This window comes from Pseudomonas sp. MIL9 (genome assembly GCF_016887925.1).
GTDB lineage: Bacteria > Pseudomonadota > Gammaproteobacteria > Pseudomonadales > Pseudomonadaceae > Aquipseudomonas > Aquipseudomonas mohnii.
Genome location: NZ_JAFEHE010000025.1, coordinates 26,459 through 42,127 on the forward strand (window position 1 = coordinate 26,459; position 15,669 = coordinate 42,127).

Annotated in this window: 14 protein-coding genes, 2 pseudogenes and 1 riboswitch; of the genes and pseudogenes, 5 read left to right on the forward strand and 11 right to left on the reverse strand. The window is 55.6% G+C overall.

Annotated features, from left to right (window positions below; all coding sequences use genetic code 11):
• Positions 1-34 precede the first annotated feature (34 nt).
• From map to JQF37_RS24525, 3 genes and pseudogenes are all read right to left on the reverse strand, one after another.
• A pseudogene (map, locus tag JQF37_RS24515) lies at positions 35-827 on the reverse strand (type I methionyl aminopeptidase).
• A 151-nt stretch (positions 828-978) separates the two neighbouring features.
• The gene (locus tag JQF37_RS24520) at positions 979-1,209 is read right to left on the reverse strand and encodes a hypothetical protein (RefSeq protein ID WP_130209132.1); all 231 of its coding nucleotides are present in this window, start codon (positions 1,207-1,209) and stop codon (positions 979-981) included.
• 828 nt (positions 1,210-2,037) lie between these two features.
• Positions 2,038-2,496 carry a hemerythrin domain-containing protein gene (locus tag JQF37_RS24525; RefSeq protein ID WP_130209130.1) on the reverse strand — a complete coding sequence of 153 codons (459 nt, stop codon included), beginning with the start codon at positions 2,494-2,496 and terminating at the stop codon, positions 2,038-2,040.
• Positions 2,497-2,814: 318 nt separating this feature from the next.
• Here JQF37_RS24525 and JQF37_RS24530 point away from each other — a divergent pair.
• Positions 2,815-3,152, forward strand: a pseudogene (locus tag JQF37_RS24530) (transposase); the annotation flags it as partial.
• Positions 3,153-3,809: 657 nt separating this feature from the next.
• Here the strand turns inward: JQF37_RS24530 and JQF37_RS24535 are convergent.
• Positions 3,810-4,133 (reverse strand): DUF190 domain-containing protein, encoded by a 324-nt coding sequence (locus JQF37_RS24535; RefSeq protein ID WP_130209128.1) that lies wholly within the window; start codon positions 4,131-4,133, stop codon positions 3,810-3,812.
• A 10-nt stretch (positions 4,134-4,143) separates the two neighbouring features.
• The gene (crcB, locus tag JQF37_RS24540) at positions 4,144-4,527 is read right to left on the reverse strand and encodes a fluoride efflux transporter CrcB (RefSeq protein ID WP_130209126.1); all 384 of its coding nucleotides are present in this window, start codon (positions 4,525-4,527) and stop codon (positions 4,144-4,146) included.
• A 142-nt stretch (positions 4,528-4,669) separates the two neighbouring features.
• Positions 4,670-4,731, reverse strand: a riboswitch (Fluoride riboswitch).
• A gap of 177 nt (positions 4,732-4,908) precedes the next feature.
• Between crcB and JQF37_RS24545 the strand changes: the two genes are divergently transcribed.
• From JQF37_RS24545 to JQF37_RS24555, 4 genes are read left to right on the forward strand one after another with little or no spacing between them, the layout of a single operon-like run.
• Positions 4,909-5,988: an ArsO family NAD(P)H-dependent flavin-containing monooxygenase gene (locus JQF37_RS24545; RefSeq protein ID WP_130209124.1), complete on the forward strand. Its 1,080-nt coding sequence runs from the start codon at positions 4,909-4,911 to the stop codon at positions 5,986-5,988.
• 27 nt (positions 5,989-6,015) lie between these two features.
• Positions 6,016-6,210 carry a hypothetical protein gene (locus tag JQF37_RS31520; protein WP_223272703.1) on the forward strand — a complete coding sequence of 65 codons (195 nt, stop codon included), beginning with the start codon at positions 6,016-6,018 and terminating at the stop codon, positions 6,208-6,210.
• A 5-nt stretch (positions 6,211-6,215) separates the two neighbouring features.
• Complete coding sequence (locus tag JQF37_RS24550; protein ID WP_239142533.1) at positions 6,216-7,052, forward strand: permease; 837 nt, start codon at positions 6,216-6,218, stop codon at positions 7,050-7,052.
• A 19-nt stretch (positions 7,053-7,071) separates the two neighbouring features.
• Complete coding sequence (locus tag JQF37_RS24555) at positions 7,072-7,236, forward strand: thioredoxin family protein (protein WP_223272701.1); 165 nt, start codon at positions 7,072-7,074, stop codon at positions 7,234-7,236.
• 511 nt (positions 7,237-7,747) lie between these two features.
• On the opposite strand, the gene JQF37_RS24560 is transcribed toward JQF37_RS24555, so the two are convergent.
• From JQF37_RS24560 to JQF37_RS24585, 6 genes are all read right to left on the reverse strand, one after another.
• Positions 7,748-7,990, reverse strand: coding sequence for a thioredoxin family protein (locus JQF37_RS24560; RefSeq protein WP_130209122.1), 243 nt, complete (start codon positions 7,988-7,990; stop codon positions 7,748-7,750).
• Positions 7,991-8,012: 22 nt separating this feature from the next.
• Complete coding sequence (locus tag JQF37_RS24565; protein ID WP_130209120.1) at positions 8,013-9,455, reverse strand: permease; 1,443 nt, start codon at positions 9,453-9,455, stop codon at positions 8,013-8,015.
• Between the two features lie 9 nt (positions 9,456-9,464).
• Positions 9,465-12,338 carry a cation-translocating P-type ATPase gene (locus tag JQF37_RS24570; protein ID WP_223272700.1) on the reverse strand — a complete coding sequence of 958 codons (2,874 nt, stop codon included), beginning with the start codon at positions 12,336-12,338 and terminating at the stop codon, positions 9,465-9,467.
• Entirely contained in the window at positions 12,335-13,249 is a 915-nt protein-coding gene (locus tag JQF37_RS24575) for a cation diffusion facilitator family transporter (protein ID WP_223272699.1), read from the reverse strand. The genes JQF37_RS24570 and JQF37_RS24575 overlap by 4 nt, the downstream gene beginning before the upstream one ends.
• 97 nt (positions 13,250-13,346) lie before the next feature.
• Positions 13,347-14,570 (reverse strand): organoarsenical effux MFS transporter ArsJ, encoded by a 1,224-nt coding sequence (arsJ, locus tag JQF37_RS24580; protein ID WP_130209118.1) that lies wholly within the window; start codon positions 14,568-14,570, stop codon positions 13,347-13,349.
• 80 nt (positions 14,571-14,650) lie between these two features.
• Positions 14,651-15,655, reverse strand: coding sequence for an ArsJ-associated glyceraldehyde-3-phosphate dehydrogenase (locus JQF37_RS24585; RefSeq protein WP_130209116.1), 1,005 nt, complete (start codon positions 15,653-15,655; stop codon positions 14,651-14,653).
• Positions 15,656-15,669: the final 14 nt, after the last annotated feature.

Sequence of the window (15,669 nt, forward strand, 5' to 3'; positions counted from 1 at the left end):
TTCGTTACCCTAGCGTGTGGAATGAATTGTCGACTCAGAAAATCGCCGGATACTCTTCGGACGGATCAGACCAAAGAGTCAGAACCTCGAAGCCCTCCTTAGTCACCAGAACCATGTGCTCCCATTGTGCCGAGGGCGAAAGATCCTTGGTGACTACCGTCCAGCCATCACCTAAAGCTCTGACATCGTGCTTTCCTGCGCCCAGCATCGGCTCGATGGTGAAGATCATGCCCGGGTTCAGTTTCAGCCCCTCACCAGGGCTCCCAAAGTGAAGTACCTGAGGCTCTTCGTGGTAAACCATTCCGATGCCGTGACCACAGCACTCGCGGACAACGCTGTAGCCCTCCCGCTTCGCCACTGTTTGAGTGGTGTGCCCGACATCACCTAGCGTGGCGCCTGGGCCTACTGCGTAAATTCCGGCACACACAGCTTCATAGGTAGTATCCACCAGTCGGCGAGCCTCAGGGCTTGGCTCACCAACAAAGTACATGCGGCTCGTGTCACCGAACCAACCATCCTTGATGACTGCGATGTCGATATTGATCGATATCGCCATCTCTGAGTTTCTTATTCGACGGAATGGCGTGACACGCCACATGGTTGACGGAGGTGCATGCAGTCTTTGGGAAACCGTGATAACCGACATTAGCTGGAATAGTTTTCTGCACACTGACTATGTAGTCATGGCACAACTGATCGAGTTCATCGGTAGAAACACCGGGTGTGGCATGAGGGGCAATCATGCTCAAAACCTCGGCAGCCAATTTGCCTGCTGCACGTAACAAGGCAATTGCTGCCGATTTTTTAATTGGAACTCTCGCCCTCATTACTCGACTCCGCGTACTGACTGGAAAGGCGTTGCTTGAGCGAGGTCAACATTGCTGGAGCAACTCGACGCGGCACCCGTGATACGAGAACGTCTCATGCATGCCATTCGATACTTTGTCCTCCCGACAGAACCGTTCTTTACGCAAGCACTCAAAAATTAATTTCGGCGACCTTGATACCAATATCTCTAAGCTCATGAATCAAGTTATCAAGATGCCGGAATGATTCGATTTCTTCGTTGTCATTGACTAGGAAAAAGCTTCTTCCAGCATCCTTTTTGAAGAAGACAATCCACTCCTGAGTATTGGCTGGGTTGGCAATCAAATGGGTGTCAAACTGAATGCCTTCTTCGTGTCTGGTTTTTACGTCCTCACGTTTCATGCGGGTCTCCGAGCGCTCACGTTTTTCTGTTCTTACGCGTGACTTTGCATCCCGGCAACGGATCAGGGAGCATCACCGAGAGCTGAGACAAGAGCGAATCCAATGCTCTAGAATTATCACCGAATGATAATATTATGCACATAGATCGACCCTAAGGCTAGTCATGACCAGAGTCAGTGAAACGCCAGAAGTAGACCTGATAAAACGGATCTACGCCAATCCAGCGCTCCTCACCAAGGCACATAAAGCAGCCGCCAGATCACCTAATGCACCAATGGAAGCGTTGCATAACCATCGAGGTACATCGGTGCACCGACCATGATTGTGAGCGGTATTGCATAGGATACCGCATCACTAGGCCCTACCCTCGCCGAGGAGCTAAGTACGCCGGGCCTTGCCGGAATGAGCGATTGCAACAACGTCAGGTTCTATGGCGAACTGAAGGGCGTGACGAAACTCAAACGAGCTCTCCCCTCTTCAGTCGACCGATTAAATTGATGACAGCTTATAGTGATCAACTAATCCCGAATACGATGGTAAGTTTTTCTTCGACCAGAACTGGCACCAGCCCACCATTTAACTGATGGAGTTTAGTTATCCAGCGCAATCGCTATTTCGCACTGCATGCAACCATTGATAAATAGCCTAGATCTTTGTGTAGTCGGCACGAGCGCCAGAGCGAAGGGACATGCAGCAAGAAGCAAGCGATATACGCCCCCCCCGGCGAGTAGATGAAGCCCCGGGCAAACTACTTAGCAACCACGCAATTACTTAGCGATATCGATCACTAACTAGCAACTTAATTTTAAGGTATACAGCCAGCTCCATTTAATGCCATTGACGTTTTATTTCCTGCCACTGGCTGTCTGACAGCCACTTATCCGCCACAGGAAAGAAAATATTTTCCTCCGCCTCCATATGATCGTAATATTTTTTTATGAAGTCATCGACAGTATCAGCAATCACACTCGTTTCCTGAGTGGTGTTCTCCAACATCTTCAGCTGCCCAGCAATGCGCCCAAATGCCTGATGATCTCGCTCGATATCCTTAACCCGTTGATGGATCGGTGCCTCAGTCGCTAGCAAGGCCAGCCGAATAAGTTCTTCATTTTCATGGTGGTGCCGCTCTGCATCGTCATGCAAGGCTTCCAGCATCGTGAACAACAGCTTGCAGTCATCAGCACCATTGGACTCATGCCTCAACTTCCTCAGCGACTCTTTGATCTGAGTAATTTTTACAGCCACTTCATGATGATAGGCATGAAGTTCTTTCAATAAAACGTTCATATTAAATCCTCGTCACGACACTAAGTCATCACAGATGAACTTTCAACAAGCAACGATACTCACGCTTTTAAATTTCTATAATTTTCAATTCTTTGCTAAACGCACTCACCAACACTAATTACCCACTTAGTATAGCCGAGCTAAATCTGTCACCCTAAAAATTTTCTACCCTTGAAAAAAATTGAAATATCAAGTGAATATTCTTATGCACTATTTGATCTACTGTTCCCTTCCCTGCTTTTGAAAATTAACCAAAAACAACTCGCCCTGGAGGCTGCCATCATGGAGCTCACGAATTGGGTTGAGCAATGCGGATCCATCCCGACTGCAGGCTTACCGGCTCACGTGATGGTGGCCAAGTTAGCAGACCATTTACCACCGTATCGGCAAGAGAAAATCTTCGGCCGCGCTGGCCTGGCTAACGCTCGACACCGGCGCAATGGGTCGGCCAAACTGATGTGCAGCTCCAGCCCTTGGTCGATGCGCTGCGCGAAACGGTGCTTTCTCAAGGTGTGATTCACGCTGACGAAACGCCTGTACAGATGCTCGCGCCAGGCGATAAGAAAATCCACCATGCTTACATCTGGGCCTACTGCATCACGCCTTCTTCAGCGCTCAAGGCAGTGGTTTACGACTTAAGCCCGAGCCGTGTAGGCTAGCATGCGCATAACCGGCAACCCGCTGCACTTGCTGGGCCCGTCCTCGGCGAAAGTTGCCATATAACCAGACCGCCAGTAATACCGCCCGGACGTGAGCTTGGCGCTCTTGTGCACTGGTCAGGATTAAATACCGCCCTGTCGTGCCAAAGGTCGTAGGTGTTCAAACCTAACTCGGCATCAATGATATTAGCTTCTAACCACCGTACGTCAGCAGCGCGAGCGCCGAGCCTGTCCTTTGCCGCAGCCAGCGCTGCACTAGAAAGATCGAGAACCGTCACATTTTCATAGCCGCTAGCTGAAGATCAACAACCAGCGTTGATGCGCCGCCGCCAACATCAATGATAGAAACCGTAAGCGGTACAGCCGCCTCTTGAATCAACTTCAGCGAGAGCGCGGCATGCTCTTGATACCAACTCACCTCCGCGGCGGCTTGGATTGTTTAGACATTTCCCCAGTGATCCTTGAATTGCACGGTCATCTCTCCGAGTTGTCTTTACAAACCAGGCAGGCTTGAGCGCCTGTCCATCTCGCACTTGGTTGGAGATTGGTATGCAGGGATCTCGATAACGGTGAAAAAGTCATCGGGAATCGCGTCACCAGCCGGGATATCCGCATAGATCTTGTTCATATCTCCAAGGCTTAGCAAGGTTTGGGCTAGTTGGCCTTTTTTCCGATGGTGCCCATTTCAATAGGGGTTTTTATGTAGAACACGGAAATCTCCTCAACACCCAACCTCTTGAATAACCTTTCGGATTCGTCTTCGGTGATAGCCATGCGAATCTCGGTAGGCTGATCCGCCAGTTCAAAAAAATGCGATGAGTGCAATTTCCCTGTGTGCCCAAATCCTTCAATTCCTGTGCAGAGGGTCGCGCCGCGCAACCCCATCTCTTTAGCCACATCGACGATCCATTCACCCAGCATTTTCCCCTGATAACGACGGTTCTGCTGGGTAAAGAAAATCACCAGATAACCTTTCATGTTCATTTCCTCAACGTGTGCCAATCATTTGATAGGACAGAAGCCCGGCAGCCGTCATCGCCAACGAGCCCATGACGTGCAATGAAATAGAGCCGAATGCCCAGAGCACCCTGCCCTCCTGAATTAGGGCAACTGTTTCGGCTGAAAATGTAGAAAAGGTAGTAAGTCCCCCACAGAAACCCGTGATGATCAGCAGACGCCATTCAGGGTTTAGGGAGGGAGATGCGGCCAAGAACGCGATGGCCAACCCAATGATGTAGCCCCCAACCATGTTCGCGACCACTGTGCCTAGAGGGATCGTCGGGAACAGCGCGTTGAGCTTCATGCCTAGGAGCCAGCGCAACCAAGCACCAAGCGATGCGCCGATAGCAATAACTAGAAGTGATTTCAGCATGGTTGCACGTCTCCTCTGAGCTCGTAGAGCTGAGGAGATGCTGATAACCGCAGATTATGAGAGGGAGCTGATATAAGATTTTGAGTCACGATCCTGTCCTAAATTGGAGGACAGGGAGACACACCTACGCACCCTGTCCAGGGTTCACGTAGGCATCATCAGCACAAAGGCGGTTAAAGGAGGAATGCCATCTCCGGCGTTCATTTTATAGTAGCGGCGGACAGGCATTCAAGCGGCTACTAAGTCGAGAATCTGGTAAGCAGTTATTCGAAGCATTCAATCAATGTCGATCAGCATCCTCAACCTATGAGCTGGATCAGTTGAGTTCAAATCTGGATCGCCATACTGGCTACCGCCCAATATCAACTCAAGGTTTTCCCCATGACTCCTTCGCCCAGCGACCAACGAGATGTAGTGATTATCGGCGGGGGTCAGTCAGCCTTGGCGGTAGCGTATTTTCTTCGCCGAACTCAACTTTCGTTCGTTTTCCTCGACGCAGAGGAAGAGCCCGGTGGTGCCTGGCGGCATGGCTGGAACTCGCTGCGCTTATTCTCCCCGTCCACCTGGAGTTCGATCCCAGGCTGGATGATGCCTCCTGCGCAGGAGGGGTATCCAACGCGAAATCATGTGGTCGACTACCTCAACCAATATGAGCAGCGCTACCAGTTTCCTGTTGAGCGTCCGGTTCGGGTCACCGCTGTGGAGCGTACTGAAATTGGCTTACGAGTACGTTCTGACGACAGGTATTGGGATACCAGGGTTGTAATCAGCGCCACCGGCACCTGGAGCAATCCGTATATCCCTCACTACCCTGATGCCGAGTTATTCGCCGGTTGGCAATTGCATTCCGCGAACTATGTCGATGCACAAGCCTTTGCTGGCAAGAAGGTGTTGGTGGTGGGTGGTGGCAATTCAGGAGCGCAGATTTTGGCAGAAGTATCCAAGGTCGCCGAGACCACTTGGGTAACCCCTGCCGAGCCGGTGTTTTTGCCTGACGACGTGGATGGACGGGTACTGTTCGAGCGCGCCACTCAGCGCTTGAAGGCCCAGCAGGAGGGGCGTGTCATTGATCAGCCCGTCGGCGGGTTGGGAGACATTGTCATGGTGCCGCCAGTGCTGGAAGCCCGTGAGCGTGAAGTCCTCAAATCTGTGCGCCCCTTTGAACGCTTCACTCGCGATGGTGTGATGTGGGCCGATGGATCTGAATCGGCAGTGGATGTGGTGATCTGGTGTACCGGGTTCAGGCCCGCACTTCAGCATCTGGATTCGTTGGGGGTGATCGACACTGAAGGTCGTGTTGAGGTCGACGGCACTCACTCGATCCAAGAACCAAGACTATGGCTGGTGGGCTATGGCGAGTGGACAGGTTCGGCTTCCGCCACACTGATCGGTGTAACACGCACAGCACGCAGCACAGTCAATGAGATCGCGACCTATCTTGGCGATCCGTCCGTGGCCTAGTGCGACTACACCCCAGGAGTAGAGGACATGAATGAAATGATCGTGCGCTGGCCGGAGCGCAATCCCCGCCTGTTTTTAGCGGTAGCAGCGCTTGTCTGGTTCGGATTGTATGAAGCCCTGATACCTGTTTCAGAGGCTTTGGTCGCAGCGCTTCCGGTTGATCGCAACAGCCACTTGGGAGGTGCCTTACAGTCTTTTTCTACGACACCCCCAAGGTGCTGATGCTGTTGACCGGCATCGTGTTCCTGATGGGCATGATCAATTCCCACTTCACACCTGAACGCACCCGCGCAATGTTGGCGGGTCGAAGCGAGGGCACGGCCAATGTCCTGGCGGCCACTCTCGGTGTGTTTACCCCGTTTTGCTCGTGCTCGGCCGTTCCTCTGTATATAGGTTTTGTCCAAGCTGGAGTGCCCCTGGGGGTGACTTTCTCTTTCCTCATTTCTGCGCCCATGGTGAATGAGGTAGCGCTGACACTGCTGCTTGGCCTGTTCGGCTGGAAAGTTGCATTGCTGTATCTCAGCCTGGGGTTGTTTATTGCGATCATTGCTGGCTGGGTCATTGGACGCCTGAAAATGGAGGCCTATCTGGAAGACTGGGTTCGCAATATGCCCAAGATCCAGGCAACTGCTGGAGACACGAGTATGCCGCTGTATGAGCGGATAAATGCCGGGTTTAGCAGCGTGCGTGAAATCGTCGGAAAAGTATGGCCTTACATCCTTGCCGGCATCGCCATTGGCGCAGGCATTCACGGGTATGTGCCTGAGGATTTCATGGCCAGCTTCATGGGTAAGGAAGCCTGGTGGTCAGTTCCACTCGCGGTTCTTATCGGCATCCCAATGTATACCAATGCGGCAGGCATCATCCCCATTGTGCAGGCACTGCTCGCAAAGGGCGCAGCGCTGGGCACTGTGCTGGCCTTTATGATGAGTGTCATCGCTCTATCTCTTCCGGAGATGGTGATCTTGCGCAAGGTGCTGAAAGTTCGCCTGATAGCCACCTTCATTGGGGTCGTCGCCGTCGGCATTCTCATCGTTGGTTACGTCTTCAACTTTGCTTTGTAATCCACCTACCGAGGTTTTTATGAAAGACATCAAGGTTCTGGGCACCGGTTGTGCAAAATGTAAATCGACTGTAGCCATCATCGAACAGGTGGCGAGTGCGAAAGGCGTTCGCGTTAAACTGGAAAAAATCGAAGACATGCAACAGATCGTCGGCTACGGGGTCATGTCCCCCCCAGTGTCGTGATTGATGGAAAAGTCGTTCACTCAGGGGGCATCCAGAGCCGGGAAAAGGTTGAAGAATGGCTCAGCACTTGAGTCAAGTGCCCCTGCACACCCAACCAGACTCGGTGGTGAGAGGCCTAACTGCCCGCCTCAAACAATTACAGGCTTTGGGCTAGGGGCTTGGCCCGTCAAGCCTCAGAGCCCTAGGGGAAATAGCGATGCCTAAGTTAGTTATACCCTTGTCCGACAATGACACAGCGTTTCTTTCGAAGGCAGCCGCTGCAGCGGCTCTGGCAGGAGTGCCGATCGAAACCCTAAACAGTCAGTGCTTTTACATCAGCCTAGATAAAAATGCGCTGTGCGAGACACTGGATTCGACACTCGGTCAGCCTGGCCTGGTTGCACTTGCACGGGGTGATAGGGCTTCTGCGGCATGACGATTGCTCGTGGCGAGACATGATCACCATGCGCTACATCGCGCACACTGAGCTTGTTCAAATCACAGGCACGCAACTGACTATTGATGACAGTAGTTACTGCATCGCCGAAATCCAGCTCTGGACATCCGCAATAGTCGGAATCTTACCGCTGCTGACAACCTTCTCATTGATCACCAGAGCAGGCGTGGCGAGGATGTCATAGGTCATCATCTTCCTCATGTCGGTGATCTTTTCGAATTCGGCCTGGATGTTCAGGTTTTGCGCGGCTTCGCGGGCTACGGCTTCGAGTTTTTTGCAGCTGGCACAGCCCGAACCCAGGATTTTTATGTTCAGCATCTAAAGCTCCTTTGTGTGTTGGTCAGTTTGCTGTTTGTGTGCGCAGACGACGGATCAACAAATAGAGGATGGCGATTACGACCAGCCAGGACGCCATCCCTGAACCGAGGGTTAGCCAGCCTGTGCCGTCGATCCAGGCACCAAAGAGCAGACCTGCGACGATGCTGAACGAGGCGACCAGCCCGACGTAAGCGGCGGTCTTCTTCCGGCCAATCACGGCAGCCACCATCAGCATACTCTGCAAGCTCAGTTCAGGATCGGCCATCAGGTAGGCCAAGAGTGGGCCCTGGTGCATGCCCAGATCAAGGAACATCTTGGCTACCGGTACTTCCACCAGGGTTGGGAAGTACATGAATACGCCAAAGCCAACGGCTACGGCATTGGCCAGCACGCTGTTGCTGCCGGCGAGGCTTTCAATCCACTCAGGCTGAATGACCTGGCGCACCATGCCGACGATGAACACACCCACCACCAGCACCACGAAAATCTGCTTAACGAAGCGCCAGGCTTCCCACAGCCAGCCCTGCCAATCCTCGGCGGGCAGCTGGCGGGCAAAGTACCAAACGCAGAGCAGGGTCAGTGCAACGGCAAATACACGGCCGGTAAAGGTAAAGACCAATGTGTCGGGCTCTGGAGTCAGGCGCATCGAGGCAACCAGCAAGGTACTGGCGGCCAGGCCCAGCGCAATCCATGTCCAGCTATTGGCCCCTTCGGTGATGTTGTCCAGGCCACGCTTGGCCGTGGCGGCGATCATCAGCAGCAGCGCGATGAGTACTGAGCCCTGGAAGCTGACACCTTCCTCGCCTTTGCTGGCGTCGTATGGCACCCAGTCAAACAAGGTTTCCTGCCACGCCTGAGCCCAGGACAGTGGGATGTTGATGCTGAACAGGTCTGCGGTGAGCGGCCAGAGCTTCAGGGTACCAGCGATCAGCAAGGCCACTAAAGACAGCAGCACGCCCAATGCCGGCCGAGACACGCTGGCCTTCTCGGCGAACAGGGCGTCCGACTGTGCGTCGTGGGTCAGGTCGTCCTTCCAGAAAATAGTGGCCATCAGCAGGCCGATGCCGATGCCGAACACCAGACAGAGGATCAGCCGCGCGATGGCAAAGTCCGCCCCCAGGATACTGCCGGTATAGGCCAAGGCCATGATGTTGCCGGCCGGCGCAAAAAACAGAAAGGTGATCGCTGGGCCGATACCCGCGCCTTTGCGATAGACGCCCGCGAACAACGGAACAATGGTGCATGAGCAGACGGCAATCAGTGATCCCGCCAGTGCCGCAGCTGGGTAGGAAACGTAGACTGGTGCGTGTCGGCCCAGCCAGTGGGTAATGCTGGCTTTCGGAATGAGGGCGGCCATGGCGCCGGCAATGAAAAACGCCGGCAGCAGGCACAGCAGCACATGGGCTGCCAAGTAGGAGGCCAGACTGCCTGCTCCGCCATTGAGCAGCTTGAGTACAAATTCCATGGAGAGCCCTCAATCCTTAGCGTTAGACGCAGGGTGTTCATTGTAGTTAATGTGCGTTGACGGATTTTGACGTTGGTCTATGGCACGTAGGAAAAACTTACGCAGCTCGCTGAACCACAGTACCAAGCTGCCCATGACGAAGCAGATCAGCCATTGCTCGATAGTCAGTGGTGCAGTGCTGAAGGCCCGGTTGAGGGGTGTCCAATGCACAACCGTTATCTGCAAGGTAATGCCCAGAGCAATAGCCCCCCACAGCCAGCGATTGTCGAAGATCCCCCTGAAGGCAGTAACCGATTCGGAGCGTGCATTCAAGGCGTTGAACAGCTGCGCCAGAACCAGCACGGTGAACGCGGCAGTTCGTGCAGACTCAAGTGAGGCACTACCCGGTAGAAGGCCGCCCGGTAGCATCAAGTCGAAGGTGGCCAAGCTGGCTACAGCCATTACCAAGCCGATTTGCACCACCCCGTACCACATGCGGGCATTGATGATCCGATCAGTCGGGCGGCGCGGAAGCCTGGCCATCACATCTTCACTCTGTGGATCAATACCCATGGCCAGAGCCGGTGCAGCATCGGTAATCAGGTTAATCCAAAGAATCTGCGTGGCCAGCAGTGGCAGCACTATTGCGCCATTGGCATCGATCAGGCCAATAAGGCTGGCGCCGATTACCGCGAGAAATACCGTCAGCACCTCCCCCATATTCGAGGAAAGCAGGTAGCGCAGGAACTTGCGGATGTTGTCCAGAATAGCGCGCCCCTCACGCACGGCGATGACGATGGTGGCAAAGTTGTCATCCGCCAGGATCATCTTGCCGGCCTGCTTGGTCACTTCGGTTCCGGTAATACCCATGGCAATGCCTATATCGGCAGACTTCAAGGCCGGGGCATCGTTAACCCCATCCCCGGTCATCGCCACCACATGACCTTGAGCCTGTAGGGCATCGACAATCCTCAGCTTGTGCGCCGGCGCTACCCGTGCGTACACAGAGGTTCGCTTGACAGCCTCTGCCAGTCCGGCGTCATCCAGCCGGTCGATGTCGGCTCCGGTCAGGGCGCCGGCGCCCGCCTCGATGATGCCCAGATCCTCGGCGATGCGCGCAGCAGTGCGTGGATGATCGCCGGTGATCATGATGATGCGGATACCAGCCCGATGGGCATCGGCAATCGCCGGGGCAACTTCCTCGCGTGGCGGGTCGATGATCCCGACCGTGCCGATGAAGATCATCTGGTTCTCCAGGGCTGCGCCGGCAGTCACCTGCTCATCTGCCAGCAGGGGTCGATAGGCCACCGAGAGCGTGCGCAGCGCCGCTCCGGACAGTTCATCCACATCGGCCAGGGCTTGTGCACGGACTTCATCAGTCAGCGGCATGACATCCATGCCGACCTGGACGCGTGTGCAATGCCCGAGCAACACATCAGGAGCGCCCTTGCTGATCAGCAGGCGCTCATTGCCCTGCTCATGGTCGATGACCAGCGCCGACATCATCTTGCGTTCGGAGGTGAAGGGAATCTCGGCAACTCGCTCGAAGCGCTCCTTGCTGCGTTCGGGCGTATCCAGTTTGCGCTCGGCCACCAGGAAGGCTGCTTCCGTGGGGTCGCCCTGGATGACCCAGGTACCATCTTCCTGCTGTTGTAGCTGGGCATTACCGGCCAGGCTGCCGCCGCGCAGGAGCAGAACATGTTCACTATGCACCGGGCCACAACACAGGGCCTTGTCAGCATGGCGAGCCTGCCCGTCAGGGCTATAGCCGATACCGCTGAAATGCGCGTTGCCGGAGGCCGTCATGGTTTGCTGGATAGTCATCTCGGAGCGAGTCAGGGTGCCGGTCTTGTCCGAACAGATCACCGAGGCGGAGCCCAGTGTCTCGACCGAAGACAGTTTTTTGATGATCGCCTTGTTACTGGCCATGCGCTGTACGCCCATGGCGAGCACCATTGACAGAATCGCCGGCAAGCCTTCCGGGACGGCGGCGACAGCCAGGGACACCCCCAGCATCAGTACGGCGATCACGTCCGCGGCATTTTGAATGTCCATCAGCAGTAGTACTGTCGTCACGACGACGGCGGCAATACCCACTACGCCGATACCGAGCATGCGGCCAATTTGGCGCACCTCTCTTTGCAGGGGCGTGGAGTCTACTGGCGTGGTATCCAGGAGGTGGGCGATAGCACCCACCTCGGTCGCCATGCCGATCGCCGTCACCAGACCGAGCCCTGTACCCTCGGCAATGGATGTGCCCTTGAACACCATGTTGGCGCGGTCTGCCAGCGGCACTTGTGCCTGAAGCCGCACAGCATGCTTCGATACAGCTTCGCTCTCACCGGTCAGCGAAGCCTCCAGCACACGCAAGGCATTAGCCTCGATCAGGCGAGCATCGGCACCCACCGAGTCACCTTCTGCCAGCACCAATAAATCGCCCTTGACCAGTCGGCTACTGGGGATGCGTGCCAGTGCACCATCGCGGATAATCGCGGAGGTGGTCTCGGTGAGTTTTGCCAGGGCCGCTGCGGCCCGCTGCGAGCGAGCCTCCTGGAAGAACCCCAAAAGCGCATTGATCAGCATGATCGCGAGGATGACCAAGGCATCGATGGGCCAGTCGCTGCTGTCGCCAAGCAGCCAGATGCCCAAGGTTATCGCCACGGCGGCGAACAGTAGATAGACCAAGGGATCTTGGAACTGAGCCAGAAAGTGCTTCCAGGCGGGGATGGCTGGTTGCGTTACCAGCTCATTTGGCCCATCGCGAGTCAAACGTGCCTGCGCCTCATCGCTGGTTAGCCCAAGACGAATGTCGGCCTGAAGTTGATCAGCCAACAGTCCGACATCCAGCAAATACGCAGATGCAGGTACAGCGCTAGGGGTGCCAGGATTCATTTCGCGTTTCATCTGGAGCAGCTCAACTCGCATCCGCTGTCGTGCTCCAGCTGGATCGTTGAGTGATCAATAGCAAACCGCTCATGCAGGCCATGGGTGGCAGTGCGTAACAACGCATCTCTTTCTGTATCACCGCCAACCGACAGATGGGCTGTGAGCGCAATCTCTGCGCCGCTCATGGCCCAGACATGCAAGTCATGCACATCGCAGACACCTGGCAACGCCAGCAAGTACTGACGCACCGATGGCAGATCGACCTGCTCGGGGACACCGTCAAACATCAGGTGCAAGGACTGGCGGAACAACGACCATGTGCCGAGGACGATCACCACTGCGATCAACAAGCTCAGAACCGGGTCGATCCACTGCCAGCCTTGCCAGAGGTAGAGCAGGCCAGCCAGTACGACGCCAACGGAGACCAGAGCATCTGCCGCCATGTGCAGGAATGCTCCGCGCAGATTAAGGTCGGTGCGACTGCCAGACATAAACAGCCAGGCTGTGACTGCGTTGATAACCACACCAATGCCTGCGACCAACATGACTGTTTCACCCACCATGGGTTCTGGGTGTTGCAGGCGCTGGATGGACTCCCAGCTCAGTGAGCCCATCGCCAGCAGCAGAATAAAGGCATTGAGGAAGCTGGCGAGGATCGAGCCCTTGCGCCAGCCGTAGGTATGCCGTTCGTTGGGATGCAGGCGCGAGGCAATCAGGGCTACCCAGGCCAGGATCAGGCCGGCAGCATCGCTCAGGTTGTGCCCCGCATCCGCCAGCAAGGCCAGCGAGTTAACCTGCCAGCCATAGAAGGCTTCCACGAGAACAAAGCCAAGGTTGAGAGCGATCCCGATGACAAAGGCCCGGTCGTATTGATGGGCATCGGTCGGGGGATGGCTGTACCCGTCATGATCATGGGTGCGCGTCATCATGTGCTTTCCACCCTCTGTAACCTGCTGTAGAGCTTACAAGGACTCCGGGCCTCGTCCTCTGTGTGGGCAAGGTCAGAGTCTAGAAACAGCAATGTGCTTAGGTCGCCAGCTGTTGATGCCTTGGCAGCCCGATGGAAATCAGTGCGGCCAGGGCGACAAAGGCACTGGAGACCCACAGGCAGGCTTCCAGTCCGTATTGCTGGAAGACCCAGCCGGACAACAGAGTCCCAAGCAGCCGGCCAAGCGCGTTGGACATGTAGTAGAAACCGACATCCAGCGACACGCCGTCTTCCTTGGCGTAGCTAACGATCAGGTAGCTGTGCAGCGACGAGTTGATCGCAAAGACGGCACCGAAGACCAGTAGACCACCTACCAACACGGCCTGCTTGGGTAAATCGCTATCCAGGCCCAGAGCAATCGTAACGGGAATGCCGGCCAGCAGAGCAGCCCAAAGGAACGCTGCACGACCATCGGGCAAATGCCCGCTGCTCTTACCAGTCAGTGCCGGTGCAAAGGACTGCACGATGCCGTAGCCAATGATCCAGCTGGCCAGAAAACCACCGACCATCCAGAAGTCCCAGCCGAAAACGGTGGTCAGGTAGACCGGTAAGGCGACCACAAACCAGACATCGCGGGCGCCAAAGAGGAACAAGCGGGCGGCGGAGAGGATGTTGATCGCCCGGCTCTTCGACAGGATGTCCTTGAACTTAGGCTTGATTTTAGCCCTGCCAAGATCCTTCTTCAGCAGGAACAGGCTGGCGATCCAGATCACCGCCAGCACGCCGGCCATGGCCAATACCGAGCCAGCAAAACCCAGCACTGCCAGCAGGGCACCACCGAGGAAGAAGCCGACCCCTTTGAGTGCGTTCTTAGAACCGGTGAGGATCGCCACCCATTTGTACAGCGTGCCTTGCTGGGCATCGGGTACCAGCAGCTTGATGGAGCTCTTGGCCGACATTTTGTTGAGGTCTTTGGCGATCCCCGAAAGCGCCTGCGCCCCCATGACCCAGGGCACGGTCAGCCAGGCGGCGGGCACGGTGAGCATCAGCAGGGCGCCCACCTGCATGGCCAGGCCGATGTTCATTGTACGATTGAGGCCCAGCCGGGCGCCGAGGTAGCCGCCGACCAGGTTGGTGACTACGCCGAATATCTCGTAGAACAGGAATAACGCCGCAATCTGCAACGGGCTGTAGCCTAGACTATGGAAGTGCAACACCACCAACATGCGCAATGCACCATCGGTGAGGGTGAAGGCCCAGTAATTGCCGGTCACCAGCAGGTATTGGCGGACTTCGGGAGCTAAGCGGGATAAAGCGTGCATCGGCGAAATCCTGTTGTACCGAGCGGAGTGTTTGATGGGTATCGCTAGGCTCAACCCATCCTGCAAGCCAGACCTAAGGGTCAATCGGCCAGACCGACCAGCTTGGCCAGTTCGACGGTACGGTTGGCATAGCCCCATTCGTTGTCGTACCAAGCGTACAACTTCACCTGGGTGCCATTGATGACCATCGTCGACAGCGCATCAATGATCGAGGAGCGCGGGTCGGTGCGGTAGTCGATGGAAACCAGCGGACGCTCTTCATAGCCCAGGATGTTTTTCAGCGGGCCCTCTGCCGCAGCCTTGAGCAGTGCATTGACCTCATCCACCGAAGTAGCACGTTCGACTTCAAACACGCAGTCAGTGAGTGAAGCATTAGCCAGCGGCACGCGTACGGCATGGCCATTCAGCTTGCCGCGCAACTCCGGGAAAATCTCGGCTATTGCGGTAGCCGACCCTGTGGTGGTCGGGATCAAGCTCATGCCCGAGGCACGGGCACGACGCAAATCCTTGTGCGGTTGATCGAGGATGCTCTGGGTATTGGTCAGGTCATGAATGGTAGTGATCGAGCCATGGCGGATGCCCAGGTTTTCATGGATCACCTTGACCACTGGTGCCAGGCAGTTGGTCGTGCAGGAGGCCGCAGTCACGATACGGTGCTGTACCGGGTCGAACAGGTGCTGGTTAACACCCATGACAACGTTCAGTGCACCTTTCTCCTTGACCGGCGCGCACACCACCACACGCTTCACACCCTGATCCAGATAGGCCTGAAGTACCGCAACGGTTTTCATCTTGCCGCTAGCTTCGATGACCAGATCGCAGCCCGACCAGTCGGTATCGGCAATAGCCTTGTTGGCCGTGACCTTGATGCGCTTGCCATCGATCACCACCTGATCGCCCTCGACCCCGGCTTCATGGTTCCAACGGCCATGCACCGAGTCGAAGTTGATCAGGTGCGCGTGCGTTGCTGCGTCGCCCGCCGGGTCGTTGATCTGTACGAACTCAAACTCTGGCCAACTCCAGGCTGCACGCAGGGCAAGACGACCGATGCGACCAAAACCGTTGATGCCTACTTTAATGCTCATGCTGTTGTTCCCTT

Excerpts from the sequence above, each read along its gene's own strand:
- JQF37_RS24520 (WP_130209132.1), bottom strand. The coding sequence starts at position 1,209 with ATGAAACGTGAGGACGTAAAAACCAGACACGAAGAAGGCATTCAGTTT.
- JQF37_RS24525 (WP_130209130.1), bottom strand. The coding sequence starts at position 2,496 with ATGAACGTTTTATTGAAAGAACTTCATGCCTATCATCATGAAGTGGCT.
- JQF37_RS24535 (WP_130209128.1), bottom strand. The coding sequence starts at position 4,133 with ATGAAAGGTTATCTGGTGATTTTCTTTACCCAGCAGAACCGTCGTTAT.
- crcB (WP_130209126.1), bottom strand. The coding sequence starts at position 4,527 with ATGCTGAAATCACTTCTAGTTATTGCTATCGGCGCATCGCTTGGTGCT.
- JQF37_RS24545 (WP_130209124.1), top strand. The coding sequence starts at position 4,909 with ATGACTCCTTCGCCCAGCGACCAACGAGATGTAGTGATTATCGGCGGG.
- JQF37_RS31520 (WP_223272703.1), top strand. The coding sequence starts at position 6,016 with ATGAATGAAATGATCGTGCGCTGGCCGGAGCGCAATCCCCGCCTGTTT.
- JQF37_RS24555 (WP_223272701.1), top strand. The coding sequence starts at position 7,072 with ATGAAAGACATCAAGGTTCTGGGCACCGGTTGTGCAAAATGTAAATCG.
- JQF37_RS24560 (WP_130209122.1), bottom strand. The coding sequence starts at position 7,990 with ATGCTGAACATAAAAATCCTGGGTTCGGGCTGTGCCAGCTGCAAAAAA.
- JQF37_RS24565 (WP_130209120.1), bottom strand. The coding sequence starts at position 9,455 with ATGGAATTTGTACTCAAGCTGCTCAATGGCGGAGCAGGCAGTCTGGCC.
- JQF37_RS24570 (WP_223272700.1), bottom strand. The coding sequence starts at position 12,338 with ATGAAACGCGAAATGAATCCTGGCACCCCTAGCGCTGTACCTGCATCT.
- JQF37_RS24575 (WP_223272699.1), bottom strand. The coding sequence starts at position 13,249 with ATGATGACGCGCACCCATGATCATGACGGGTACAGCCATCCCCCGACC.
- arsJ (WP_130209118.1), bottom strand. The coding sequence starts at position 14,570 with ATGCACGCTTTATCCCGCTTAGCTCCCGAAGTCCGCCAATACCTGCTG.
- JQF37_RS24585 (WP_130209116.1), bottom strand. The coding sequence starts at position 15,655 with ATGAGCATTAAAGTAGGCATCAACGGTTTTGGTCGCATCGGTCGTCTT.